Source organism: Luteolibacter yonseiensis (assembly GCF_016595465.1).
Lineage (GTDB): Bacteria > Verrucomicrobiota > Verrucomicrobiia > Verrucomicrobiales > Akkermansiaceae > Luteolibacter > Luteolibacter yonseiensis.
In genome coordinates this window covers 302155-327716 of record NZ_JAENIK010000004.1, presented here as the reverse complement: position 1 = coordinate 327716, position 25562 = coordinate 302155, and the positions used below count along the sequence as shown (strand labels likewise).

Below are 25562 nucleotides of genomic sequence, written 5' to 3'. Positions count from 1 at the left end.
ATGTCAGGGGCGGACCGCCAGCCGCAGGTGGAACGACGCCGGCAGGGGACCTGCCGTGATCGTGGCCTTCGCCTCCAGCGTTTCAGGATTCTCATCCGGAGAAATCACGCGGGTCGTGATGACCGCGGTCTGGCTGCCGTTGCCCGCACCGGAGAGGTGCCAGTTTTCCAGATCCGTGGACCACTCGATGGTGGCGGTGACATCCACCGCTTCCTTGGACCGCTTGAAATGTGCGACAAAAACCCCATCGCCCGCGTCGATGGCCCTGATTGGATTGCCGCCATCCGCGACGTCGCCACGGCCTCCCGTGTAATACTCGATGATGTTCGGCACGCCGTCCTGATCGTGATCGTCCGAGGGGCCTCCGAAGTCATGTTGGTGGAGCCAAGCGCTGAAGGGGCGGTCGCCGATCATCGCTGTCGCGGAATTCTGAACGCCCAGCTCATAGGATGGCTTCGCCACGAGGGTGACCGTCAGTGTCTCATCGCCTTCCGAAAGGTCATCCGTCAGGACGGTGGTGCTGACGACCGCCGATGTCCGGCCGTCCGGAATGCTGACGCTCCCGGGCATGGTGGTGAAATCGGCGCCGGCCGTTGCGGTGCCGGACAGATGGTAGTCCACCTCGAGAGATCCGTCCGTACCGCCATCACGGCTGAAGGTGAAGGCGAGTGTCTGATCCTCGCCGAATTCACCGGCAGCCGCATCCGTCGCGAGGATGGAAACCTTTGGTTTCGCCACGACCCGTACTTCGGTCGGAAGGGCGGAACCCTCGAGACCCTCGTTGTCGATGGCTTTCACGAAAAGGGTGTGTGTCCCGACGGGCGGGTTTTCCCATAGGAAGGCATGGGGCGGAGTGGTGGATTCGCCCAACAGGGTCGTCCCGGAAAAATAGCGGACCTTCGCGATCTGCCCGTCAGGGTCGGAAGCCGTGGCTTGGAGCGTGATCGGCTGGCCTTCCGTGAAGACGGCGGCATTGGCCGGAGAATCCAGCGAGACGGTCGGCGGGTATTGGGTGCCGGTGGTGGTGAAGGTCCGGACGTCGGTTTTCGCGACGCTCGTGCCATCGCTGGTCTCCGCATACCACTCGTATCGTCCTGCGGGATCAAGGCCACCCCAGTCCATCCCGGTCTCGCCGGGCGGTCCGGCAACCGTGCCGATTTCCTCGAACGGATGCCCCCTGCCCATCAGGTCGACGGAGAGGTTGAACTGGCTGTCCGCATCCGTTTCGTAGCGGTTCAGGGTGGGGGAATAGGTTTTGATTTCGATGCGGTTCAGCGAGGGGCGGAATTTCAGGATCCGCAGCCAGCCATCCCCGCCATTGGTCCGTGACTGATAGTCCGCCAGCAGCGAATGGACCGTGCGTCCCTGCCACGTGTCCGAGCGGCGTCCTTCTCCCGCGATGTGACCGCCATGCATGAGGATGAGGTTGGGATTGTTTTTAAGCGCCTCGTAAATCGCCGAGCCTTGGGGGCTGAATGCGGCGGGATTTCCCGTATTCACCGTCCAGTGGGTGATGATGATCCCGCAGCGGGTCGGGTGGGCCTTGAGCAGCGCGTCCGCCCACGCCAGGTCATCGTCGTCGGGGGTGTTGTCGAATTCGAAGCTGATCACGATGAAATCCAACCCGCCCGCGCTGAAGAGGATGTAATTGTTGTCCGCGCTGTGGGGGACGGAGGTGCCGCCGTAGTAAGGCTTGCCCGCGAAATGATTGACCCCGGTCGTGGGGTGGACGCCGAACCAGGTGTTGAAGCCCGTCGTGGTTCCATCGGCGTTTCCAATCGGCGTCTGGTCATGGTTTCCCACGGCGAGGACGTAGGGGATCCCGTGGGGCAGCAGGGTGGTCAGGGGATTTTCCAGCCGGTACATGGCGTCCGATGCGATGGCCCATTCGCTCGCCGCGGTGGCCGGCTTGTCGCCATACTGCGTGATGTCACCGAGGTGGAGCACGCCTTCGATGCCCAATGTCTTCCTCTGCGAGACGATCCAGTCCGTCTGCGCGGAGAAGATTCTCCCGAGATTGCCACCTTCGTTTTCAGAATAAAACTGGGTGTCCGGCAGGGCGACGAGCGTGAAGTCGCTGAGCGGACCGCTGGCCGTGTCTCTCCCGAAATAACGGACGGTGAGTGACGTGTCATCCGGATCTTCCGTGAGGACTTGCAACCTCGCGTTGCGGGGAACGCCGGATTGCCCGGCCGAGGGAGAGGTCGCCGTGATGGCGGGTGGCACATCCAGATCGAACGGTGCCCCGGTGGTCCTGGACACCCCGTTGGTCAGGATGCCGGAGGCCGCACCGGCCACGCTGCTTTGGATGTCGCCGGAAATTTCGTTCATGTCGTAGCGGGCCACCAGTCCGGATGCCGTGGGGATCCCGCTGTTCAGACCCGAGCGGATCTCGGCGGAAGTGCGGGCCCTGTTCCATACGCGGACCTCGTCCATGAAGCCGGAGAACCACCCGCCGGGTGTGCCGTTGGAATCCAGGCTGGTCCCGAGCGTGGTGTGGAGAACGGAATCCGACCTCGGGGTGGAACCCTTCACCTCAACGGCCGCTTCAAGATTTCCATTCAGGTAAAGGCGGAATTCGTCGCCGTCACAGGTGGCCGCGGCATGATGCCAGACGCCGTCCGGCAGATGGGTTTTTCCGACAAGCGGATGGTACCCGCCCGTCTCCCTATCCTTGAAATTCGCGGCGATTTTTCCTGTAGCCTCGTCGATCCCGAGGAAAAAATTGCACCCGATGTCCTCCGTCCTGCCCTTCGCGACGAGCGGGATGGCTTCGATCCCTCCCACATGGATTGCGACTCCGCCCGGCTCGCGCCGGAACCAGCACTCAAGGGTGAAATCCACCAACCGGAATGCGGGACTGTTGCCGAAGGTGACGAAGTCATCCGTCCCGTCAAAGTAAAGTCCGCCGCTGCCCGAGGCGGGAACGACGTTGATCGTGGCCGGAGCGGAGCGGGTGACGAATCCCCGGTTGTCGGTGACACGGGCGTTCAATGTGTGCGTGCCGAGAGATGCCGCGTTCCAGGTGAACTGGTAGGGCGGCGAGGTATCGGTGCCTAGAAGAACCTCGCCATCGTAAAACCTGACCGCGGAGACCGCGCCGTCGTCGGACGCGTTCGCCGCCAGGAGGATCGGGGAGCCTGCGGTGTGGGTGGCTGCGTTTGCCGGAGAGGTGAGGGAAATCTCCGGAGCATTGCCGGTGGCGGTGATCCTGGAGAAGAAGGCGAAGCTGAAGGCGTCTTCCGCCGCGGTGTCCATGTTCTGGAGCCCGACTCCGGGGAGGTCCCGGCTTTCAACGATCCAGCGGCCGTTGTCCTCATCCCACTCCGCGGAAACGATATTGTCCGCATTGTTTGTCGCTCCCCCCTCGGCGCTGATCAGAAGAGTGCCCGTCAGATGGGTATGACCGGAAATCGACAGGAGCCACTGCCCGGTACCGCCCTTCCTGACGGTGAACGAACCCGCCGCGACATCCGTGGTGGCGTTGCCGTTCACCCGCCCGATCGCCACCAGATTGTTCGTGCCGACGGCGGATTTCGGAAGATAGGAGAAAGCGACCGGGTCGTTTTCGTAAGAGGCTCCGTTGGATCCGTTGTCGTGGCAGAAGATGGAGAAGCTGCCATCGGTGTTGGCCTGGGAAAGCGCGTGGTTGTCCTCGTTTTTCGCGCCAGTCACGAGCAGCACTCCGTTTTGTGAGGCGGCGGTGACGAGAGGTGAAAGGTTGAGCCGGTAGATGCCTTCCGTCGTGGCGGAGTCGATGAAATGGGTCCCCCGCACAAGGCCGGGAGAGCCTGTCAGGCTGGTGATGGGGCCTCCGTTCTCGGCATTGACCGCGACACCGCCGGCCCAGGTGTTGTAAGGCAGGAAGGCGAACGAGACATTGATGTTCGCCTCATCTCCCTCCGGCGCGCGGAAGACGGGTACATAATACCGGGCACCGGAGATCTCAACCGCCGTGGTGGCCTGGTGCGCACCGATGGCGGGACCGCCGACGGCGCTGTCATCACGGCTGTTCTGGGATGGCGAGGTGATGAGGACGCCCGCCGCCGGATCGCTGGTGTTGCCGAATGAGAGATTGTAGTCCCCGCGGTTGCCACCGGTGATGGAGACGCCGGTGGATGCTCCGGCCTGAAGCGCGAGCGAGACCGACGGAGAGGCGCTTGTGAGCGAGTTGTTGGTCCCGTTGAGCTGGCGGACGAGGAGGTTGCCGAATTCGGTTCCCGCAAGGGAGGCCGGATTGAGGAGGACGAATGGGAGCAGCCCGATGGCGGGCCGGATTGGGAAGAAGGACATGCCGCTGGAAATCCTGGTGTGGATGATGCGAGGGAGCTCCAGGTCAACCGGGTTCCTCCAGTTGGAGCACCTTCACCGGCATGCGGGCATCCTTGACATCGGCGGCGTAGATGATGATGCGGTGGAAATTCCCCCGGTTGAATTCCAGGGAGGATGAGTGACAGCTTTTCAGTCCGCCGGAAACGGGATAGGAAATGTCCAGCGGCAGGGCGGCGGCGCCGGGAGCCAGCTTGCGGTCGAAGGTCTTGCCCGGTTCCAGGCGGATTTTTTCGGTCCCGATCACAACCGCCATCGGGGCGGCCGTGAGGTTGGTGAAATGGACGCTGCCCTCGGCGCGCGCCACGGCGTCGTCCGGCACCACGATGGCACGGGGTTCGCTCCAGTCCTTGCCGCCGCGCCAGACGAGCGCGAGGCTTGCTCCGCACGCCTGGAGCGGAAGGTCCAGCCATTTCAAACCCTTGTCCGACCGGAGGCTGAGTTTTCCATCCTTCGGCGCCGTGAAAGTGGCGGGGGCGGTGGTCTGGCCCAGGCGGACCTTGATGGAGGCCCCTTCTCCTTCGCCGGGCGTCCCGTCTTCCGAAAGCGCCGGCAGTTTCACGGCACGGGGCGGGATCGTTCCCTCGGGCGCGGGAAGCTCGTAGCGGACGCCGTCGCGGATTTCCTGCTTGAAGGGCGGCGGGTTGCCCACGGCCAGCAGCCGCAACCGGTGCTGCGGAACCTCGGCCGCCATGGAGAGTCCGGCGAGCCCTAATGATAACAATAGTCGGAACATGCTTTTTAGAAACGCGTGATGACCCGGAATGACACGAACCCGTTTGTTACAATATCGGAACACAATCAGGGGAGTTATGTGACTTTATGTAACAGGATCGATGTGGATTTTGCATGATGGGAATCAAGTCACAGTTTCGTCTCACAAAATCTTTTCGCATCAGGAGGGTTTCAGGGTGTTCTCCGCCAGATCCGCCAGCGCGGTTCATGTTTCCCCTTCCCTTCATACCATGAAATTCAAACATCTATCATCTCTCCCTCTCGCGATCTTCGCCGCGTCCTGCGCGCAGACATGGGCCGCCGAACCGGTGACAATCGTCTTTCAAAACGGCTTGAAACACCCCGCCGACCCCTCGGAGCTATACAATGGAGAGGTGGACCGCCAGATCACCCTGACGGGCGGAAGCTCCGGGACCACGATGAACATCGATGGCGGTGGCGACAAATGGGGGGATTCCGCTTATTCCAACGCGCTGCTCCGGTTCAATGACATCGAAACCATCATCCCGCAGGGCGCGAAGATCATCGAGGCGAAGCTGACCGTAGTGGCGGGAACGGGAGGCAATGACCATAGCGGAGACATCTTCCAGGTCTACCGCCTGACAAGGGAGTTCGACTCGTCGTCAAGCATGGCGACCCGTGATGGCGTCGTGGGTTTCGGTGATGACGGGGTGATCGGTGATTCGGACTGGCTGCTGGGAACCTTCCGGCCACCGAACGTGACCGGCGGCTTGAGCGCTTCCACCGACATCACCCGTGCGGTGCAGTCATGGGTGGATGGATCGCCGAACTACGGCATTGGAATCAACCCGAACCGGGGAACCAACGCGTGGATCTTCAATTCCTCCGGAGCCACCAACCCCAGCCTGCGCCCGAAACTCGAGGTGACCTATATCCTCGGGGATGACGCGAAGTCGGTCGACTATCAGCAGGGACTCAACGGATACACCGGCGCGGCGGACATGATTCTCAACCGGAACGGCGCCACGAGCACGACGCCGGGGAACAGCGAGCTGGGACGCAACTTTCCGAATGAGAAGGGTCTCGACGGATTGAATCCCGCCAACACCAATGAGGCGGACATTCCGGGCCTGTTGCGCTTTGACGGCATCGAGCAGAGCCTCACGGGGCGCAAGATTGAAAAGGCGACGCTGAAATTCGTCACAGGCGGCTTCGGCACACTCAACGCGGACAAGAACCTCGTCTTTGTGGATGACAGTTCGCATAGCTCGGGTCCGTTCACCGTGCACCGCCTGCTGGTTCCATTCACTGAAACCACCAAATATGGCCCGACCGGCAGCTTCACCGGCGAAAGCGGCAAACTCCTCGCCGCAGGGAACATCATCACCCCCGCCGTCGCCACCCTCAGGGACATGGCGAGGACGGAAGTGGTGGATGTGGATGTGACCGAAGCGGTGAAGGCGTGGGCGGCCGGTGCCCAGAACAACGGTCTCTACATCGGCGCGGGCACGCCGGATGCCTGGGCGTTCTATTTTTCCGGAGCCACGAACGCGGCCCGCCGTCCGGTCCTCAACATCGTCTCCAGCGAAATTCCTCCGGTCACGATCACCAGCCCGGTGAACGCCTCGCGCCATACGATCGGCACGCCTTTCGACCTCCAGGCGACCACCACCTCTCCAGCCACGAAGGTGGACTTTGTTGTCGATGGTGAGACCTTCCAGTCCGACGAGAGCAATCCATTCTCGGTGTCCTTCCCTGCGGACAAGTTTGGCAATTTCACCCTCCGCGCGACGATGACCCGCCCGGATCTGACCACCGTCTCGTCGGAGGACGTCAAGTTCTCGGTGCTTCCTCCCGCCGGCGTCGGCGGTCTTTATTTCGACGGAGCGGCGGATCACGTCACCCTGGGGAATCCGGCCGCATTGAAGCTTTCCACCTTCACCTTGGAAACCTGGTTCCGCCGTGAAACGAAGGGAACCTCCACCAACACGGGAGGCGTGGTCGCCATCCCGCTGATCGCGAAGGGTCGCGAACAAGCCGACTCCTCCGCGCTCGACATGAACTGGTTCCTCGGAATCCGCGAAAGCGATGGCGTGCTCTGCGCCGACTTCGAGGGAACCGGCGCCAATGCGGCGGCCGGAGGCGGAGTGAACGCTCCGGTTGTCGGCCGGACTCCCGTCCCATTCGGCCAGTGGCAGCATGCCGCCGCGGCCTTCGACGGCACCCACTGGCGTCTCTACCTGAACGGCAACCTCGAGGCCGTGGTCGAAGCCCCCAAGATCAATGGAAATCCGATCATACCCCGCGCGGACAGCGTCCAGCATGCGTCGATCGCCTCGGCATTGAATTCCGGTGGTCTTCCCGAAGGAGCCTTCGGCGGCTTCATCGACGAAGCCCGCGTTTGGAACGTCGCCCGCACACAGGTCCAGATCCGCGAGACGATCAACTCGGAACTGGAAACCGCCGGGGGCCTCGTCGCCCGCTTCGGCATGAGCGAGGGATCGGGAACTTCAATCACCAGCAGCGTCGCCCCGAACCTGGTGGGAACCTTCGTCAGCGCTCCGGTCTGGGCCACGGGCCAGACCTACAACGGCAGCGCCAACCCGACGATCCGTTTCCTCAGCCCTGCGGAAGGCCTGTCCATCACCAACACCACACCGCTCACCTACACGGTGGAGGCGAGTGATCCGGACGGCACGATCTCCAAGGTGGAATACTACGATAACGACATCCTCGTCGCCACCGTGACCACTCCTCCGTATTCCTTCACCTATGCCACACCTCCTGTCGCGATCCGCCGCATGGTGGCGGTGGTTTATGACAACCTCGGCAACAGCAGCCGCACGGACAACATCCTCACCACCTCTGTGAACTACAATTCACCGACGGTCCCGGGTTACTCGGCGGGAATCATCGACGGCAAGGATGTCGACCTCGCCACCGGAACCGAGCTTGAAACAGAGGCGGCAAGTCCCGCCCCCTGGACCGTGCTCGCCTCCACCGCGGCTCCGCGCGCCTTCACCGGCCTTGGAACGGACTCGGGTGACATCGCGGTCAACATCAATGGCACGGCGGCCCCATTCAACGCGGGCGTGCTGCTCACCACCAACACGAGCCTCAACGGCAACCTCGCGCCATACGACAACGTCGTCGCCCCCTACAACGCGGATGGCGTCTATCACGTGAGCAGCCGCGACAACAGCGGTCCGGGAGACGCGCATCCGACGACCGCTCCGGAGTCCTCGTCGTTCTCGCTCGGTTGGTTCCCGTTCGCCCAAGGCTGGACAGGCGCGAACATCGCCGCGGATGGAACGGTCATCGCCGGCAGCAGCAACCTGCCCGCCACCGCGAGGATCACCCGGCCAACGAACGATCAAGGAGTCATCGCGGGAACCTACCACATCTACGGTCTGCCGATGACAGGCAACGTCATCGTCGTCTCGGCGGGCAATGACTCGGACAACGTGGCCTCGGTCGTCCGCTCCGGAGACAACTGGATCGTCACCACCCGTGACAACTTCCAAACCACCGAGGACAGCGACTTCACGATCCTCTACATCCCGAGCACGGCCACCCGTGTCCTCAGCGGATGGCTGAACCAGAAGACTTCGACCAGCGGGGATTTCGAGACCACCGCGCTCAATGGCGACCTCGCCACTCTCGGGTTCACGGTCAACCAAACCGCCCGGGGGTATGAACTGACCTTTGGTGACGGCAGCGCGATCAATCCCTCGAACACCGCTCTGTTCATCTGTGCGGACAACAATCCGGGACAAAGCAACAACGGCGGTGACAACATCTATCACTACTCCGCCGCGGGGAACAGCTTCCTGATCTTCTCCCAGGATCTTCCCGGCCTCAACCGCGCCAACCAGGCGAGTGGTTTCCGCTTCCTGGCCACCCCGATCAATCCAACCTTGCCCGGTGCGAACGAGGTCTCGATCACTCCGATCAGGAATTCCACCGCCGAGGACGACGCGGATGCCACGTTGAAATTCCAGGTCTCGCGCTCCGGCGCCACGACCGGGGACCAGGTGGTCAACTACACCGTCAGCGGCACCGCCACCTCCGGCAGTGATTTCACCCCGCTCACCGGATCGGTGACGATCCCGGCCGGAGCGGCATCTGCGGAAATCGTGGTTTCCCTCCTGAAGGATTCCACCTTGGAACAGGATGAAACCGTGATCATCACGCTTGCCGCCGGACCGGGTTACACCCCGGGCTCGTCCACCTCGGCAGCCGGTGTGATCCAGGATTCGAGGCCGGTCTTTCCGACGACCACCCTGGTCTTCCAGGAGGGCAACAACTACACCGGCCAGTTCCAACTGCAGATCAGCGACCAAGGAACCACCCGACTCGGCTCCACGATCGAGGTTTATGGTGTCGACGGCGGCATTCCGGATGTGAACGACCTGATGCGCTTCGACAACATCTTCGGCAATACCGCCGGCAGGATCCCTTCGAATGCGAAGATCCTCGATGCCTCCCTCACGATCACCGTCGGCGGTTCCACCAACGACACCTCGCCAGGGCCGTTCGTCGTCGACCGCCTGACGGTGCCTGTCGATGCGACAACCACGCATGACAGCATCTCGAACGGCAACAGCGGACCGCTGCAAGGCGCCCGCGGGGGATCCGCCCGCACACCTGTCGCCGGCTTCCCTCGTCTCGCCCTGAACGCGGTCGGCAGCGCCAATGTGACGAGCATCCTCCGGGAGTGGGCGTCCGGCATGCCGAACTACGGGTTCAGCATCTACGATGGTGGAACGAGCGATGCGCTCAGCTACGGCACCGTTGGCCACAAGACCCTGTCGAAACGGCCGAAGCTGACGGTGACCTACACCACCGTGCCGGTCCGGGAATACACCCTGTTCGGCGATCGTTCCTCGGTGATCAGCTACAAGTCCGGGACCTCCACCGTGGATGGTGCCACGCTCGAGGGCCACATCGGAACAATCGTTTCGGATCCGTTGGCAACCAAGGAGGCCTTCCTGAAGTTCCCGTTCGCGTTTGATGGAAGCCCGAACTCCATTCCTGCGAATGAGGAGATCGTCAGGGCCGAACTGCTCATCCACACGAACGGCGAAGGCGATGGCGAAGGCGAAGGCCAGAGCAGCACGCCGACCGAGATCCACCAGGTGCTGCAGGATTGGACCCCTGCGACCTCGTATGGGCTCAATGGCCCGGTCATCGGCGAGCACGTCGCGGAGAGCACCGCCGCCCTCACGGGTCTCGGACAAAACTCCACCACGGCGGTGGATGTCACCTCGATCATCCGCAACTGGCGCGCCGGAGCCCCGAACTTCGGCTTCTACCTGAAGCCGAAGGGTGGCAACGACAACTGGACATTCTACTTCCCGGGTGCCGCTGCCGACGTCGCTCCGCGTCTCCGGATCTTCACCATCGGTGGCGATGCTCCGGAAGGGAATTCTTTCGAAGCCTGGGCCGCCTCGTTCGATGCCGCCGGGATCACGATGGATTCCGACAACGACCATGACGGCATCACCGCCCTGGTGGAATACGCGCTCGGCTTCAATCCGACCACCCCGAACGTGTTGCCCACGGCCTTGCGCAACGGGAATCAGTTCAGCCTGTCCTTCCCCAAGGGCACCCTGGCTGCGAATGATCCACGGATCAGCTACCGCATCGTGAGCAGCACGGACCTGGGTGTTTGGACCGCCGAATCGTCCGCGGTGAACGACCCCACCGCCATCTCGCTGACCCACACCCTGGGAGCGGACAAGAAATTCTTCCGTCTGGAAGTCGTCCACACTCCTTGATCCACCCGCTCGGGGCGCGTCCGGGTTTCCGCAAGGTCACCGGGCGCGCCCTTCACCTTTCTCCCCCCCAATTCTCAAAAATTCGTTTTTTATCTCTTTTTCCTCCGCCATGAAATTCACCAAACGCAAGAGACCTTCGGGATTCGCATTGGTCGCCACCCTGATGATGATGCTTCTGCTGGTCGTCATCGCTGTCGGACTGCTGGGACTCTCGACCATCGAACTGCGCAAGACCGGCAATGGCAATGCCATGGAGCGCGCGCGTGCGAACGCGCGCATGGGACTGATGATCGCGCTCGGTGAGCTGCAGAAGAATCTGGGACCGGACCAGCGCGTGTCCGCCGACGCGCGGATGGCCAGCAACGGCGTGAATGATCCCGAGCATCCGCACTGGGTCAGCGTTTGGAAAAGCACACAGAAGAACGGAAAGCCATGGATCACGCGTGACGCGGAAAAAGGAGGCCTCAGCGACCAACGCCAGGCCAATGGCTGGAACGCCCGCGACGAGCGGCTCACCACCTTGGTGAGCGGTAATGAAGGCAATGGGGATGATGATGGCAACGGTGGCACGAACAAGATCGTCCATGACGACGACGGTTCCGGCCCCTCCGCCGACCTTGTGGCCCTCGTGGACGTCGGCAGTCTCGGCCAGGGTGCCCCTGACAGGGGAAATCAGAAAGCGGATGCCGTGTATGCTCCGCTGGTGGAGGTCAGCAATGAACCCAAATCCGCTCCGTCCAAAAACAACAATCCATCCAAGCACCGGGGCGGCTATGCATGGTGGGTCGGGGATCTGGGAACGCAGGCGAATGTCGCCACCCGCGACGGCACCCCGGACACGACCGTGGGGCAGTACAAGGCGCTCATGCTCGCGCAGGATTCCTCGTGGAAGGCCTACAAGGACAAGGGTGTGAAAATGGGAAATAAGGAATTGGCGAACGAGGAACGCTCCAAACTCGCCAGCGACCGCCAGCTCGCATTGGTCCAGCCTGGCATGGATGACCGCCGTTTCCATGAGTTCAACGTCTGGTCCGCAGGGCTGCCCGTCAATGTCCGTGAGGGTGGCTGGAAAAAGGATCTCACCGCATTTTTTCAAAGCGAGGGCTCCATTGGTGACGAGAGAGGGGAAGGCTTCACCCTGAAGGGCGTCAACGATCTGGATAACATCATCAGTTCGGACGTCGCATCCTCCCCGTCCGGTTCGGGCAAGCGCCTGGACCCCCTTTCTCCCAAATTCGGCCTGCTCCGGACATGGGCGAAGCGCGCGGACGACGCGCCTTTCGGCAGCTATTCGCCCAAGCTCGATGATCCTGAGTTTTTGAACCTGCCAACCGGCGGAAACAGTAAAAAATCCATCGACTACAACAAACGGGTGAAATCCTATTTCATGCCCGTCCTGGTGGAGGGATCGATGTATTACAACCTGAGTTATTACGAACCCACCACGCCAAAGCCGAACGCCCCCTACGGCCTCCGTCTCCATCTCTATCCGCGCGTCGCTCTGTGGAATCCCTACAACTTCACCATGCGGGTCCCGGCGTCCACCATCTTCATGCACATCAACGGGGCCAAGCAGGTCGAGGTCACCATGGAGGGCGGGATCAAGCGGAACTACCGCATGTTCTGGGGGCTCAACAACGGCGGAGAGAAAGGCGGGGCCACCCGCGGCAGCATGTTCTTCAAAATGGACGCCGCCACCCTGGAACCGGGTCAAACCCTGGTCTGGTCTCCCTCGAAAAACGCGGATTACCAGGAAACGGATAGTTTTGGTGGCAATACCCTCACCACGTCGGTGGCTCCGAGCCCCAGCAGGGCCTTCTACATGGACGCGCATGAAAAGGCGAACCTCTTCACCCCTCTCCAGTACCCCAAGGAGGATCTGACCACCGCGGTGATTGTGGTGAACCGCGCGCAGAGTCGTCCGATCGAGTGGCGCGAAGTCGTTCCCGCACGGCCTGCGGCGGGGGCGAATGTGCAGGAGGACGGATACACCCAGGCCGATGACTATCTCATGTCGTGGAAAATGTCCTCCACGGACACCCTCCTGACATTTCAAGATGCGAAAATGGGCCGTTTCGTGTCCTGCGCCTATCAATATGGCGACGAGGACGAAATGCCCGTCGAATGGACGTCCCTTGATACCGTGCCATTTGCCAAGACCTCGGTTTCCAATACCACGATCAGCCAGATTCCCGACCGCCGCACCCGTGACGGCTTCCGCCTCCGCTGGTCCCAGGAAACGGAGTCCAACCTCATCGGCTCGGGCAAGCTCGCCGGTACCGGCCACCTTGAAGACTCCGCGATCGGCAACTGGAACATGCGCGCCTCGTGGGCGTTCCGCAATCCGTTCGACAACGTGAGCAATCTCGCTCCCAACTTCTTCGGCATCTATACCCGGGACCTCTTCGATGGCGATGTCGACTGGAACAGCATCAGTCCGCGCTCGTCCGGAGGCAAGGCGCTCGGGGATCCCTTCGATCAACCGGTCCGTGGAGTCCCGCAGCGCATTCTTTTCGATGTCCCCCGCAAGGGAACGGAAATCGCATCGCTCGGCGCGCTCCAGCACGTCGGTTTCTCCGAGTTCATCTGGCATCCCACCTACGCCTTGGGGAATTCCCTCGCGGATCCCCGCGTGCCGATGGAACACACCGAGCCGGACCGTTCCGAAAGCATCAACAAGGACAAGGGCGGTTGGAACCAGAGAAGCATCGGTTACTCCACCGACGGCCGCTCGGACAACAACGGAGATGAGACCCGCACCAATGAGGACAACTGGGCTTACACCGCCCGCAACTACATCCACAAGGTGCCGGAAAAACAAAGCGTCATCTACGATCTCAGCTATGAGCTCAACCACAACCTGTGGGACGGCTATTTCCTCTCCAGCGGCACCAACGAGGAGAAAGAAGCTTTCCTCGATGCACCGGACAAATCCCCGCTGCCGAACGGCCGCATGCGCCCGAACAAGATGGGGGGGGAGATCCCACCGGATCATCTCACCGTTCCTGGCCTCGCGTACCACCACGCGGCGTCCCACCTGCTCATCGATGGAGCGTTCAACGTGAACTCCACCAGCGTCAGCGCCTGGGAAGCCCTCCTGCTTTCCGGCGTCGATAAGAAATACGGTGACAAGGTGGCCTTCCCGCGTTTCCTCAACGCTCCCGGTGGTGACTGGGACGGAAGTCAGGCGGGCAATGTCGCCGCATGGTCCGGCCAGCGTGTCTTCGATCGTGGGGAGATCACCAAGCTTGCCGAGCAGATTGTCAAACAGGTCCGGGAACGCGGTCCGTTCATCAGCCTCGCCGACTTCGCCAACCGCCGCCTCTCGAAAGAAGAGGATGGCAAGAAGGGCGCGCTGCAGGCGGCCATCGATCTCTCCGGGGTGAACGATTCATTCAGCAAGGAATGGCCGCTCGACAACACCAGCAAGCTGCCGGACTTCAAAAGCATCGACAACATCGAGGACTCCACAAGAATGGAACAAACCCTGAAGCCGGACACCACCGCATGGGGCGCGCTCGGATTCCTCACCCAGGCGGACCTGCTCCAGTTCATCGGTCCTGCGCTCAGCGCCCGTTCCGACACCTTTCGCATCCGTGCCTATGGCGAAAGCCGCGACGGCGCGGGAAACATCGCAGCCAAGTGCTACTGCGAGGCCGTCGTGCAGCGTTCGCCGAATTATGTGGATATCTCCGACAACACGTTGACGCCCGAATCCTCGCTCAACGAGACGAATAAAAAATTCGGACGCCGCTTCGAGATCGTCTCATTCCGCTGGTTGAAAGAGGAAGAGATCTGATACCGGTTTCCGAAAATAAAGTGATGATTGGAGCCGGCGAAGCTTCCGGAATGCGTGCGGCCCGCCGCGGCTTTCCGTCGTCAGGTTGCTGACATGGCGGAACCACAGCGGATCATTGATTGCTCCGCAGGCTGTCGCACAATGGGAGGCGGGCCTGATGAATTCGAACCTCCGTCCCGGCCAGCGAGCTGGCAGACGAAAGCGGCGGCGGGCCGCACGCGGTTCACGGAGCCGCGACCCGGGATCAAAGTCACCTTATTGATGAAAAATGGTATGACGGGTGACGTTCCGCTTCACATCCATCGCAGCGCGGCAGGTCCCGTGCACCGTGGATTTCTCCCCCTTTGATGACTCCAAGCAAGTCGCCGGGAACCGTGTGATCTGTAAAAGAGAATACCCCGTGGCCAAGGGACGCCAGCGGGGTATTCCGGTTTGTAGGGGAAATGAATTTCACCGGGTCCTGTTGCGGCGCAACAAACCAAGACCCACGACACTGACCAACACGATGGCTCCCGGCTCCGGCACCACGGTGATGGAAGTGAGGTTCTGGCCCAGCGTGCCGACGGACGTGGCCAGACCGCTGGTCAGATTGACCGTGTAGAAATTGTTTCCTGAAACCAGATAGCCCGTGCCGTCCGCGGCGATGTCGAAGCCTACGTCTCCCGCTACTGGAATGCCGAGCGAGCCGACCGCGAGCATGTTGTTGAACGTGGGAGCTCCGGCCATGGGGTGGCTGTAAAGCATGCCATCCGAACCGATGCTGAAGAGAGTGGTCCCGGCGGCGCCGTTGAAAGGATTCGTGTAGGCCACGTCCAACACCGAAATGCCGGGTGCCACGCTGAACAATCCATCCCCTCCCGTCGCCCCATTGACCACCGTGCCGGCGGTCATCCCCGGGATTCCACTGGGAACCATCCGGAAATTGTTCGTTCCTCCCACGGCGATGCGCATGCGGTCCGCGGCCGGATTGAAGTCAAAACCGCTCACATTCCCCCCGAGCGTATGGGAGGGGCTGAATGCCACGGTCGCGGCACCGGTGAGGGTGTTGATGGTGGAGGTGGTACCTGTGGCGGAGAGTCCGTAGAGCCTGTTGTCAGACCCGCGGAAATCGATGTCCACGATTCCACCGACGGTGGCCGCTCCCACGGCGTTGACGGTGCCGGGTGAGGCGGAGTCGAAGCTGTAGAGCTGCCCACCCGGGCCGAGGCCGTAGATGGTGATGGCGTGTGAGGAGCCTGCGAGAATACCCGAGGCGATGGCGGCGGTGATGGTGCTTTTGAGGGACATGGCGGAATTTGGTTGGAAAAGGAAGCCGTTCCCAAAATGCCAGAATCCCTCAATCGCACGATTCCCTAACAATACAAAAATCTTATAGGGTCATATCGGTTTTTGTATTTCCTCATTCCCGCTCCATCCACGGTTGCCGGTTTTCACGCCTTTTGCAAACCGGGGCGGTTGTTCTCCACGATGAATGATGCGGGCGTGAGCACCGGCGCTCCGGGACGGCTCACATATTCAACGGTCCGGAAATCAGACTGCCATTGTTTCGCATCGATCCGGCAGCTGACGTAGCCACGGTGATCGCTGTAGTAACGGACGAACGGATTCTCCGCCTGTATCTCACCCTCCTCCCTCGACACATCCTTGCCATCGCCTTTGGAGGTGATGGAGGAACAGACGAACTCGGAGCCGATGGCGCGGGAGTCCTTGCCATCGTAGTCCATGACCAGATCATTGGCCCAATGGGTGTGGATGTCGCCTGTCAGCACGACGGGGTTGGTGATTTTCCGTTCATCGAAGGCGTTCAAAATCGAGCGACGTTCGATTTCATAGCCCGGCCACTGGTCCATGCTGCATTTTTCGTCAGGGCCGCGTTCGCGATCCACGCGCGCCATCATCACCTGCTGTGCCAGCACGTTCCACTGCGGGCGTGAGTTCGTGAGTTCGTCCAGCAGCCAGGTGCGCTGCGCTTCACCGAGGATGGATGCCTTGGGATCGAGTGCCGCGGATCCGGGGGCCTTCATTCCGTCGCCGTTCGGTTGGTCGCTGCGGTATTGGCGGGTATCGAGGAAATGGAAATCCACGAGTTTTCCGTGACGGATGCTGCGGTAGAGACGCATGCCGGGACCGTCCGGGATGGAGGTGGTGCGCAGCGGCATGTGCTCGTAATACGCCTGGTACGCGGCGGCGCGGCGCTTGAGGAATTCGAGCCGCTCGGTGGGGGACTTCTCCTCGGGAATGTCTCCGGCATAGTTGTTGTCGAACTCGTGGTCATCCCAGGTGACGACCCATGGCGCGGCCGCGTGCATGGCCTGCAGGGAGGCGTCCGTCTTGTACTGGGCGTGGCGGTTGCGATAATGTTCGAGGGTGACCGTCTCCGGGCCGACGTGCGAGCGGACCTGTCCGGTGCGGCTCGGGCCTTCGTAGATGTAGTCACCCAGGTGGAACACCAGATCGGGAGACTCCGCGAGCATGTGGTCGTAGGCCGTGTAGTATCCGGCCTCGAAGTGCTGGCAGGACGCGAACGCCATTTTCAAAGCTGTGGTCTCCGCCGCGGGACGGTTGCGGTGTTCCAGCGTGCGGGTGCGCCCTTTCTGGCTGACCTCGCTGCCTGCCTTGAATTGATACCAGTACCACCGGTCCGGCCTGAGGCCTCCCACTTCGACGTGGACGGAGTGGCCGAGACCCGCGGTGGCGATGGTTTCCCCCCTGGCGACGATCTTGGTCATGGCCTCGTCCTCGGACACCTGCCAGAAGACCTGGACGGATTCAGGCCCCATCCCGCCGCCCTCGAGAGGCTTCGGGGCGAGGCGTGTCCAGAGCACGAAGCCGCTGGAATCCGGATCTCCGGAGGCGACGCCGAGCTTGAAAGGGTAGTCGGGGAAATGAGGTTGCGTGAGGATCGTGCCGGATGCTCCGAACACGCGTTCGGCACCGAGGGCGAGAAGGGCGGAGACCGATCCTACGATACAGGAACGGCGGGTGAGATGAAGGCTCATGAATGGTTGGTCGGATCAGTTGTGCTCCAGCGCTTCACGCAGGAAGGCCGGGCGGTTCGTGGTGATGGATTGGGCTCCGAGGTTGAGGAAGTTTTCCGCAACCTTGGGTTCGTCGATGGTCCAGCTGTGGTATTCGAAGCCCGCGTCGCGGATACCCTTGATGAATTCCGCGGTGAGCCGGGCGTCCGCCTGCGAGCTGAATCCGTCCGCCTTGATGGCGCGGAGGGTGGTCAGCACATCATCCAGCGAAGGTTCCAGTGGTGAGGATTTTTCAAACGAGGAAAGCCAATAGGCTTTGAACTGTGATGCTTTCTCCTTCATCTCGCGGATGACGGGAGCGTGGAAGGAAATGATCACGATCTGGTCGGTCTTCAACCCGGACGCCTCGATGCCGCGCAGGAGTTCCGGCACGATCTCCGGCCCGCATTTCACCTCGATGTAGAATTTTTTCCCCGCCGGCACGGTGGCGGCGACTTCGGAAAACGTCGGCAGGCGCACGCCCTTCCACTGTGGCTGGAACCAGGCACCCGCGTCCAGCTCTTGAAGCTCCTGGAGCGTGCTCTGCTTCACGCTCTTTTTCGTCCCGGACACCCGTAGGGTGTCGTAGTCATGGATGCAGACGATCTTCCCGTCCGCGGTGAGGTGGAAGTCACCCTCGATGGCGTCCGCGCCCTGCTTCCAGGCGAGTTCGAAAGCCGGGATCGTGTTTTCAGGCGCATCCTTCGACGCGCCGCGGTGGGCGACGAGGAACGGCCCCGCGAACAACGGCGTGGCGCACAGGAAGAGCGCGAGAGGCAATAATTTTCTAACGGTCATATTCTATCGGTTTGGGACAAGGGCTGGCTTGCCGCAGCGTTCGGCATGGGCTGCGGACGGGGAACTGTCGGGAAGGCGGAGGCCGGTGATCTCATCCATCTGGAGGAGCAGTGTGGTGTCGGCGTCGCTTTCAATACGCTCGGGCACGGCGATTTCCTCACCTTGATAACGTGGGACCTTCGAAAGGCGGACGTAATCGATGAGGCCGCTGAAATAGGATGTCGCGGTGCCCGCTCCGTCCACATCGCCACCGATGACGAGAGGGAGCTCGTTGCGCTTGCGGACACCTTCGCCAGCTTTGGCCGCGATCAGCTTCCCGTCCAGGTAGAGACGGGCTTCGCGGCCGTCGTATTGACCGGCGAGGTGGTGCCACCGGCCGGGTTCGAGCACCGGTTGGGACGCCGTCACACTGAGGTAGCGCTCGCCGATGAAGGTGTTGAAGGTGGGCTTCCCGTTGCTCACGAAGAGCCCGTAGTCCGAGCCCTGCGCCTTGGTGACGAGGCCGGTGCGGCCGTTGAAGTGATCCGCCTTGAAGCGGCATTCCAGGGTGATGGTTTCACCGGGATCGAAGCTCTTGGACGGAACCCTGAGGAAATCTTCCACACCGTCGAAACGGAGCGCGCGGTTCGGCGGGCCGGCTCCGTCGTTGGGGAAGTCCACCGGCACGGCGATCTCGCGCTTCGGAATGGTGTAGCGGAATCCCGGTGCGAGATATTCCGCCTCCAGCGTAAGGCGCGGATCGCGGAACGATTCGTCGATGGGCGAGGCGAGGCGGGTGACCTGGAATTCCAGGGTCTTCTTCTCACCGGGCTGGAGTGTTCCGTGACGGTGGTCCGGCGAGAACGCCCAGCGGCTGTCCTCGCTGTCCGCGTTGAGTGTGAAATCGACCGGGCGGGTGGATGGGTTCGCGATTTCCAAATGAAAGGACGCGTTGGCGGAGGCATCCGCCGCGAGCGACACCACCGGGCCGGGTGTGAGCTCCTGCTCGCCGAAGAGTTTGGTTTCGGAGATGAGATTGCCGGTCATTTCCCGTGGATCGAGCACCTTGCCGACCGGGATCGCCGCGAGGGAGATGCCATCCTTGCGCACCGTCACCACGTCGTAATGGTGGAGGAACCCCAACGATTCACCGTAGCCGGGCACATGCCCGCCGGTGGTGGCGAGGGTGATGTATTCGATGCCGTCGCGGGGGCCGTCGCTACGCATCTGGTGCACGTGTCCTGCGAATACGGCGGAGACGTTTCCCGCGGATTTCAACAGTTCGTGCACGCGGTTCCAGTCGTCGCCGTAGCCTTTTTTCCCCTGTGCGCCGAGCCAGCGCGGGTGGTGGAGGAAAAGGAACACGTGATTGGCGTCCTTGGCTTTTTTCAACGTCTCGGCCAGCCAGTTGAACTGCTCCGGACTCATTTTCTGGGTCTCCGGGTCTCCGAAGTCCTTGGTGTTGGTTTTCGGATTGCTCTCATCCGAATACAGCACGATGAACCAGGAATCCTTGTGTTCGAAGGCATACCACAAGGGGCCGAAATGTGTCTCGAACAACGAGTCGTGCTCGCCCGGCGGACGCACCTCGTTTTCCTTTCCGCGCCAGTAGGTGTCGTGATTTCCCGCCACCGGAAACCATGGACTCGCCAGCTGGCCCATGATCTCCTTGTATTCGTTGGCCTGGGTGACCCATTTGTCGCCATTGTTGTAGCCTTGGATCAGGTCCCCCACCGTCATCACCATGTCGGGTCCGAGAAGATTCACGTCGCGGACCGCGTCCGCCAGCACGCTGACCCCGTCAACAGGTCCACCGGTGCGGTCGCCGAAGACGACGAACTGGAACGCGTCCTTTTCCTCGGGCAGCATCAGCGCGGCCGCGCCTTCCCGCGAGGTGATGAATCTCTGCGGACTCGCCGCTTCCGTAGGAAGTTTGGCGCCGTGACGGTGGTGGTGGCGGGTGTGTCCGATGTTCGGGTTCACCTCGATGATCTGGGCGCTCACGGGCTCCAGGCTCACCAATATCGCCAAGGCAAGGGGAAATCTCAATCTCATGTCTGGCGAGTTTCCTTCCATCCATGAACGCGACACGTTCCGAACTGTTTCAATATCGTAACCGATGTCTTGAAAGACACCGGGCGGAGAAATCATTCCGACCGGTTTCTCCCGAATGACGGCACATCACGTCCCTCCACCAGCCCGCATGGGGACGTGGCCCCGCACACGGCGCGATCCGCACAGGCGGCCGGCTCTCGTGAAAACGGGCGGCATGCACCGGAATTCGTGGAATCCGGTGAGAAACAGCGGGGGAAATCAGCTTTCGAAATAAGTATATCCCGCAAGGCCCTCGCGGAACAGATCAAGGATCTCGCGGCGTTCCTTCGGTGAAATACGCCCTTCGGTGACGGCCTTTTCGGCAAAGGTCCGGAAGCGGGTCACGAGCTCTTTCGGATCGAACTCCACGTAGCTGAGCACATCCGCCACCGTGTCGCCCTCGACTTCATGGGTGTAGACGGGCTTGCCCTTTTCCAAGTGCACGCCGACGACGTTGGTGTCTCCGAGCAGGTTGTGAAGATCGCCGAGGGTTTCCTGGTACGCGCCGACGAGGAAGACGGCGAGGTAGTAGGGTTCGCCAGGCTTGAAATCGTGCAAGGGCAGGATTTTCGCGACGTCTTCCTTGTCGATGAAGCGGTCGATCTTTCCGTCGCAATCGCAGGTGATGTCCGCGAGCACGGCGCGGTTGCGCGGCTTCTCGTTGAGCCGGTGGATCGGCATGACCGGGAAAACCTGGTCGATCGCCCATGAGTCGGGCAGGGACTGGAAGAGCGAGAAGTTCCCGTAGTAGAAATCGACCAGCGTGGAGGACAGCTCGCGGAGGTCTTCCGGAATATCGTCGTCCAGCTCGGCGATGATGTGGGAGATGCGGGTGAGGATGTGCCAGAACCACGCTTCGGCGAGGCCGCGCTCGCGCAGGGTGGCGGCACCGTAGAAGAACTGCGCGCGCATCTGGTCGCGGTAGTACATCGCGTCGTTGAAGCACTCCTGGAGGTTCTTCTTGTTGATCACCTTGTTCACCTCGATGATGTTCATGAGGTTCTGCGGCGCGTTCTCCGGAATCGGAGGGGCTTCCTCGCTGGTTTGCGCGCTGGTGACATCCAGGATGTTGAAGACAAGCACCGAGTAGTAGGCGACGACGGCCCGGCCGGACTCCGAGATGAGGTTCGGGTGGGCGACGCCGGCCTTGTCACAGATCTGGGAAATAACCTCGACGATGTCGGTGCAGTATTCCGAGACGGAGTAGTTGCAGGACGAGTGGAAATTCGTGTGCGAGCCATCGTAGTCCACGGCCATGCCGCCACCGATGTCGAGCACGCCCATGGGCGCGCCTTCCTTGACCAGGTCGCAATACATGCGGACCGCCTCCGTCGCTCCCTCACGGATCGCCGCGATGTTCGGGATCTGCGAACCCTGGTGGTAGTGCAGCATCTTCAGGCAGCCCATGTAACCGGACTCCTTGAGCTGATCGACCACCGCGATCACCTGGGACGCGTTGAGGCCGAAGACGGATTTGTCACCTGCGCTGTCCTGCCAATGGCCGGATCCCTTGGTAGAAAGACGGACGCGGACGCCGAGGTTCGGCAGGATGCCGAGCTTGCGCGAGCGCTCCAGGATGAGGTCGAGCTCGCTGGGCATTTCCAGCACGAGCATGATGCGCAGCCCCATTTTCTGCGCTTGCAGCGCGAGGTCGATGAACTCCTCGTCCTTGTAGCCATTGCAGATCAGGTAAGCCTCCGGGTCGTGCATGTGCGCGAGCGCGGCGATGAGTTCCGGCTTGGAGCCCGCTTCCAGACCATAGTGGTATTTTTTACCGAACTCGGTGATTTCCTCGATGACCTGGCGCTGCTGGTTGACCTTGATAGGGTAGACCCCGCGATATTCCCCGCGATATTTGGTTTCCTTGATCGCCTTGCGGAACGACTCGTTGATTTCCGCGATGCGGGAATGGAGGAGGTCCCGGAAACGCAACAGGACGGGGAGGTGGGTGCCCCGGTCGCGGAGGCCGTCGATGACTTCGAAGAGGGAAACCTCCGCCTTTGCCTCGTCATCCTCGAGGCGCACGGTGACGTCGCCCTTCTTGTTCACGCCGAAGAAGCCGTGGCCCCATGTGTCGACGCCATAAAGCTCGGAGGATTTCTCCGAAGACCAGGATTCGGCCTTGCGTTTGGCGGGTTTCGAGGGTGATGCGGTGGAGGCTGGAGGAATCATCTGCGGGAAAAAAAACAGGGATCGGTGGAAATGATAGGAGAAAAATCAGGACTTCGGCGCCTTCCAGTCAGGAAACTCGGTCTGGAGCTGCTGGCGGTATTTCTCCGCCTCGGGTTGGTCCGCCTGTTTTTCGAGGGCTTGGATGAGTTTCCAGAGCGCGACAGGCTTCAATTCCTTGTCGTCCACATGGAAGAGTACCACAACCTGATATTTCGCCGCGGCGGGTCCGGGATTTCCGGCATTCATTTCCAGGTCGCCGTAGAGGATGTTCAGTCCCGCGGCGGTGTGGCCCTGCGGGTGAAGCGAGAAGGCTTCGTCGGAGGATTTGCGGGACTCGTCATAGCGCTTGAGCATGAAGAGCGCGCGGCCGCGGTCCACCAGGCTGTCCGCCTTCAGAGCGGGATTGTCCTCAACCGCGAGCACGTTGTTGACGGCGGTCAGGGCTCCCTCCGCATCGTTGGTCTCGAGGCGTGCCTTGGCCAGGTGACGCCAGATCTTGTTTGCCGTCTCGCGGGGTTCCTTCGGGTTGGAAACGAGGGTGAGGAACTTGGCGGAAGTGGCATAATCCCCGGTATAGAACGACTGCATGCCGGCCCACTCGATCGTCTGGTTCGGGATGTCGCCCTCGAATTTCCCCGCGATGGCGAGATTGATTTCCCCGACGAGTTTCGCGGTGTCCTGCGCGGCGAAGTAGCTGAGCGTCAGGATGAGGCCCGCGTGCTTGCGATAGGCGTCCGGCCGCAGCTTGCGGGCGCTTTCGAGGTAGGGGATCGCGTCCTTGGCGGTGTTGTTTTTCCACATTCCCCAGCCGATGTAGTAGTTTGCCTCGGCCTGGAGGTTGTCGGTGAGATCCTTGTCATTCTGCAACAACCCCTGGTAGCGGACGATCATGTCCGCGAAGTTGCCCTCGGTGCGGCGCAGGCGGGCGGATTCGAGCCAGCCGAAAGACTTCAAGTCCGCCGGAGTGGCGGCATTGGTGGTGAGGCGGTCAAAGTCCGCGATGGCTTTCGCGGGTTCCGCGCTTTCGGCGTAGGCCTTCGCGCGCTTGGCGAAGGCGGACGGAACGCGCGGGTCTTCGGGATACTTGGAAATGAACTCGCTCAGCGAACGGATGGCACCTTGGGGATCACCGGATTCGGAAAGGCACCAGCCGCGTTGGTAAAGGAGTCCGGGGCGGTTTTTCTCGCTGATGATGGCGGCGTTGATCTCGCTGTAAACCGCGGCCGCGGCTGCGGTGTCCTTGTTCGAAAAGAGGGCTTCCGCTTTCATCATCAGCGCGGTATGGATGCGCGCGTCGTCAGGCCGGGACTTCCGGTAAAGCTGGAGGAACGCGTCCACCTGATCCGGCAGATGGCGGCCTTCGATCTGGAAAAAGCAAAGCAACCGGTAGTAGGCGGCCTGGAATGCCATGTCGGTCTCGGGTTTCACGAGCTTCTCGACATCGCGGAAGAGCTGGAGAGCCTCGCTCGGTTGCTTGAGCCGCATGTAGGAGCGTGCGGCCAGCATGAGGCGGCCGGCTTCCTTGTCGCCGGTGGCCTTTGCCGAGCCCCGGCGGAAAATCTCGACGACCTCGCGGTATTGCTTCTTCGCGAACAGGTTCCCCATCAGGGCGGTCTGGGCATCGGTCCGGAAGTCGTCCATTCCCGGATTGTTGAGAATGAGCTGGAGATACTTGTCCGCTTGGTCGGTCAGTCCGAGTTTGGTGGCGGCGAGGGAGGCGTTGAGCGCCGCCTCTCCACGGATCTTCGGGGTATAGGGGGAAGAGACGACTTCCTCAAACTGGGCGAGCGCGTCCTGGAGTTTCCCGGCGGAGAGGGCCAGGTGCCCGAGGGCGACCTTCGCCTGCGGGGCATAGAGCGCGCCCGCGGGATCCTCGACGACTTTCCGGTAGACCGCCGTCGCCTCACGTTCCCGCTTCAGGAAACGGTAGCAATTTCCCGCATAGTAATTGCCGCGCGAGCGCTCTTCCGGCTTCGGGGCGTTGGCGGCGAACCGCTCGAAAAGCGGTGCGGCGAAGGCGTATTCGGACTTGTTGTAATAATCCGCCGCCAGCGTGTAGGCGGCGAGTGCGGCCGATTTTCCGTTGGGGTAACGGTTCATCAGCGTGCTGAAACAGCGTTTCCCGTCATCCACCTGGCCGGACAGGTAATAGCAGTTTCCCAAATACCACCAAACGACCTCCGCGTTCGGATGGTTGGGAAACGCATTCAGGTATTCGGAAAAAATCTGCGCGGAACGCTGGAAGTACTCCATGCGGTTCTCCTGCGTGGTGCTGGCCTGCGCGGCGTCATAGAGATTTTTCCCACGGAGGTAGAAATCGTTCCCGGCATCCGGGTTCAACGCGGGATCGATCGCCTCCGCCCGGGGGATCTGGGCGACCATCGGCTCGGAAAAAAGGAGAAAAAGTGCAAGCGCGCGTTTCAAGATGCGGGGAGGATGGTCCGTTTTGGTGGATTTGCCAAGTGAATCACTTCGGCGGAGCGGGCGGCTCCGGGGCTTGGGTGGCGAAGGAGATGTTCCAGATTCCCGCTTTCTGGCAGGTGTCGATGACTTCCACGATTCGCTGGTAGGCCACCGCCGCGTCTCCCCGGATGCGGACGGGCTGGTTTTTATACTGCCTGGCGATGGCGGAGAGCTTTTCCAGCAACTGCTGGCGGTTCACCGTGAGGCCCTCGACACGGATGCCGCCGTCGGCGAGCACGTTGATGATGATTTCCCCGCGGACGCGCTCGGGTTCGGCTCCCTCGTGCGCGGTCGGCACGGAGACGTTCAGCTCGGTCTCCGATTTGCTGAACTGGTAATTGATGATGAAAAAGCTCAGCAGCAGGAGCAGGATGTCGATCATCGGGGCCAACTGGATGGACACCGGCGGTGGCTGGCGTGTGGAAAATTTCATCT

General features: G+C 61.6%; 11 protein-coding genes. 2 read left to right on the top strand and 9 right to left on the bottom strand.

The window, feature by feature from the left end; genetic code table 11:
• Positions 1 to 3: 3 nt before the first annotated feature.
• Positions 4 to 4293 carry an Ig-like domain-containing protein gene (locus JIN84_RS03015; protein ID WP_200349526.1) on the bottom strand — a complete coding sequence of 1430 codons (4290 nt, stop codon included), beginning with the start codon at positions 4291 to 4293 and terminating at the stop codon, positions 4 to 6.
• 43 nt (positions 4294 to 4336) lie between these two features.
• On the bottom strand, positions 4337 to 5065 hold the full coding sequence (locus tag JIN84_RS03010; protein WP_200349525.1) for a hypothetical protein: 729 nt from the start codon (positions 5063 to 5065) through the stop codon (positions 4337 to 4339).
• A 229-nt stretch (positions 5066 to 5294) separates the two neighbouring features.
• On the opposite strand from JIN84_RS03010, the gene JIN84_RS03005 reads away from it, so the two are divergent.
• The gene (locus JIN84_RS03005) at positions 5295 to 10805 is read left to right on the top strand and encodes a DNRLRE domain-containing protein (RefSeq protein ID WP_200349524.1); all 5511 of its coding nucleotides are present in this window, start codon (positions 5295 to 5297) and stop codon (positions 10803 to 10805) included.
• Positions 10806 to 10914: 109 nt separating this feature from the next.
• Entirely contained in the window at positions 10915 to 14604 is a 3690-nt protein-coding gene (locus JIN84_RS03000; RefSeq protein ID WP_200349523.1) for a pilus assembly PilX family protein, read from the top strand.
• 450 nt (positions 14605 to 15054) lie between these two features.
• Here the strand turns inward: JIN84_RS03000 and JIN84_RS02995 are convergent, their stop codons facing one another.
• The 7 genes from JIN84_RS02995 to JIN84_RS02965 form a co-directional block, all read right to left on the bottom strand.
• Complete coding sequence (locus JIN84_RS02995; RefSeq protein ID WP_200349522.1) at positions 15055 to 15891, bottom strand: DUF4394 domain-containing protein; 837 nt, start codon at positions 15889 to 15891, stop codon at positions 15055 to 15057.
• Between the two features lie 143 nt (positions 15892 to 16034).
• Positions 16035 to 17603: an alkaline phosphatase D family protein gene (locus JIN84_RS02990; RefSeq protein WP_200349521.1), complete on the bottom strand. Its 1569-nt coding sequence runs from the start codon at positions 17601 to 17603 to the stop codon at positions 16035 to 16037.
• Positions 17604 to 17618: 15 nt separating this feature from the next.
• A complete protein-coding gene (locus JIN84_RS02985) occupies positions 17619 to 18419 on the bottom strand; it encodes a glycerophosphodiester phosphodiesterase (RefSeq protein ID WP_200349520.1) in 801 nt (266 codons plus the stop codon).
• Between the two features lie 3 nt (positions 18420 to 18422).
• Positions 18423 to 20453, bottom strand: coding sequence for a LamG-like jellyroll fold domain-containing protein (locus JIN84_RS02980; protein ID WP_200349519.1), 2031 nt, complete (start codon positions 20451 to 20453; stop codon positions 18423 to 18425).
• Positions 20454 to 20711: 258 nt separating this feature from the next.
• Positions 20712 to 22664 (bottom strand): biosynthetic arginine decarboxylase, encoded by a 1953-nt coding sequence (gene speA / locus JIN84_RS02975; RefSeq protein WP_200349518.1) that lies wholly within the window; start codon positions 22662 to 22664, stop codon positions 20712 to 20714.
• Positions 22665 to 22709: 45 nt separating this feature from the next.
• Positions 22710 to 25088, bottom strand: coding sequence for a tetratricopeptide repeat protein (locus JIN84_RS02970; RefSeq protein ID WP_200349517.1), 2379 nt, complete (start codon positions 25086 to 25088; stop codon positions 22710 to 22712).
• A 43-nt stretch (positions 25089 to 25131) separates the two neighbouring features.
• Positions 25132 to 25560, bottom strand: coding sequence for an ExbD/TolR family protein (locus JIN84_RS02965; RefSeq protein WP_200349516.1), 429 nt, complete (start codon positions 25558 to 25560; stop codon positions 25132 to 25134).
• Positions 25561 to 25562: the final 2 nt, after the last annotated feature.

What these genes read in the sequence shown, in the direction of transcription:
- JIN84_RS03015 (WP_200349526.1), bottom strand. Translation starts at nt 4,293, where the DNA reads ATGTCCTTCTTCCCAATCCGGCCCGCCATCGGGCTGCTCCCATTCGTC.
- JIN84_RS03010 (WP_200349525.1), bottom strand. Translation starts at nt 5,065, where the DNA reads ATGTTCCGACTATTGTTATCATTAGGGCTCGCCGGACTCTCCATGGCG.
- JIN84_RS03005 (WP_200349524.1), top strand. Translation starts at nt 5,295, where the DNA reads ATGAAATTCAAACATCTATCATCTCTCCCTCTCGCGATCTTCGCCGCG.
- JIN84_RS03000 (WP_200349523.1), top strand. Translation starts at nt 10,915, where the DNA reads ATGAAATTCACCAAACGCAAGAGACCTTCGGGATTCGCATTGGTCGCC.
- JIN84_RS02995 (WP_200349522.1), bottom strand. Translation starts at nt 15,891, where the DNA reads ATGTCCCTCAAAAGCACCATCACCGCCGCCATCGCCTCGGGTATTCTC.
- JIN84_RS02990 (WP_200349521.1), bottom strand. Translation starts at nt 17,603, where the DNA reads ATGAGCCTTCATCTCACCCGCCGTTCCTGTATCGTAGGATCGGTCTCC.
- JIN84_RS02985 (WP_200349520.1), bottom strand. Translation starts at nt 18,419, where the DNA reads ATGACCGTTAGAAAATTATTGCCTCTCGCGCTCTTCCTGTGCGCCACG.
- JIN84_RS02980 (WP_200349519.1), bottom strand. Translation starts at nt 20,453, where the DNA reads ATGAGATTGAGATTTCCCCTTGCCTTGGCGATATTGGTGAGCCTGGAG.
- speA (WP_200349518.1), bottom strand. Translation starts at nt 22,664, where the DNA reads ATGATTCCTCCAGCCTCCACCGCATCACCCTCGAAACCCGCCAAACGC.
- JIN84_RS02965 (WP_200349516.1), bottom strand. Translation starts at nt 25,560, where the DNA reads ATGAAATTTTCCACACGCCAGCCACCGCCGGTGTCCATCCAGTTGGCC.